Genomic DNA, 1,201 nt, shown 5'->3' with positions numbered 1-1,201 from the left:
CGTAACAGGTCAGACCTGCCGCATCCCACCATCGACACAGAGTTCAGCGCCCGCGATGAAGCTCGCCTCGTCGCTCAGGAGAAACAGCGCTGCCGCCGCAACTTCCTCCGGGCGTGCCATGCGGCCGAGCGGGATCTGCCCGACAAGGGCCGCGCGCACCTCATCCGTCGTGGCCGCCATCATCGCAGTATCGGTAGGGCCTGGGCTGACGACGTTCACGCGGATGCCGCGCGGCGCCAGTTCCGCGGTCCAGGTGCGCGCGTAGGAACGCAGGGCCGCCTTGGTGGCGGCATAGGTGCCGTAGTGGGGAATGCCCGCCAAGTCCGCGATCGACCCGATGAGCACGACCGAGCCGCCCTTGTCCATGGCGCCGACCGCCGCATGGAAGGCGAGAACAGGGCCGCGCACATTGACCAGGAAGTGCCGGTCGACATGCTCCGGCGTCTCCTCGGCCAGCAGCGCCGGTTCGGAGATCCCGGCATTGAGCACCAGCGCGTCGATACGGCCATACGTGTCCCGCACCGTGGCGACGGCCGCCGCCACATCTTGCGCCACGCTGGCATCCGCTACGAGGCCGCGTGCTCCCCGGCCGATTGTGGCGGCGGCCATCTCCACCGTTTCGGCACGACGCCCGGTGAGAAAGACCGTCGCACCCTCGACTGCCAGTCGCTCGGCGGTGGCAAGGCCGATGCCGCTCGCGCCACCCACCACCAGGGCAACCTTGTTCAACATCCGCGCCATCGTCGTCTCCTGTTCTTCAACGATGGCGGCCTAGATATACAGAGTGTATCTGGTAGCAAGAACGCAATTTGGATAGCCTAGATATGGCCGATGATACCGACCTGGAAGCACTCTCCTCCCGCGCGCTGTCCGACATGGCGCGCGTGCGCCCGGTGCTCGACAAGATCGCGGACAAGTGGACCATCCTGATTCTCACGGTGCTCTGCCCGAAGCCTTCGCGCTTCAACGAGATCAAGCGGCGCCTTGATGGCATCACCCACAAAGCCCTCGCGGACGCGCTGAAGCGCCTGGAGCGGAACGGGCTGGTGACGCGGACCGTGCTGCCGACGGCGCCGATCGGCGTGGAATACGCCATTACGCCGCTGGGGCACTCTCTGCGTCAGCCCTTCGAGGCGCTCTGCGGTTGGGCACTTGCGCATGGCGACGCGATCAATAACGCCAGCACTGCATGTGACCGCGC

Annotated in this window: 2 protein-coding genes; one reads left to right on the top strand and one right to left on the bottom strand. The window is 66.4% G+C overall.

The annotated features are described in order from the left end of the window. Nucleotides 1-9: 9 nt before the first annotated feature. On the bottom strand, nucleotides 10-741 hold the full coding sequence (locus ACO1BU_RS37480; protein ID WP_424140920.1) for an SDR family NAD(P)-dependent oxidoreductase: 732 nt from the start codon (nucleotides 739-741) through the stop codon (nucleotides 10-12). 83 nt (nucleotides 742-824) lie between these two features. On the opposite strand from ACO1BU_RS37480, the gene ACO1BU_RS37475 reads away from it, so the two are divergent. Beyond that, nucleotides 825-1,201, top strand: a 377-nt coding sequence (locus ACO1BU_RS37475) for a winged helix-turn-helix transcriptional regulator (protein WP_424140919.1), incomplete at its 3' end; no start/stop codon positions are given.

It is taken from the genome of Roseomonas chloroacetimidivorans (genome assembly GCF_049629625.1).
Classification (GTDB): domain Bacteria; phylum Pseudomonadota; class Alphaproteobacteria; order Acetobacterales; family Acetobacteraceae; genus Roseomonas; species Roseomonas chloroacetimidivorans.
Note: the sequence above shows the minus strand (reverse complement) of the source record. Positions and strands in the feature narration are given on the sequence as shown.

Bases quoted from the DNA above. Each gene is read 5' to 3' on its own strand.
- ACO1BU_RS37480 (WP_424140920.1), bottom strand. From the start codon at position 741: ATGGCGCGGATGTTGAACAAGGTTGCCCTGGTGGTGGGTGGCGCGAGC.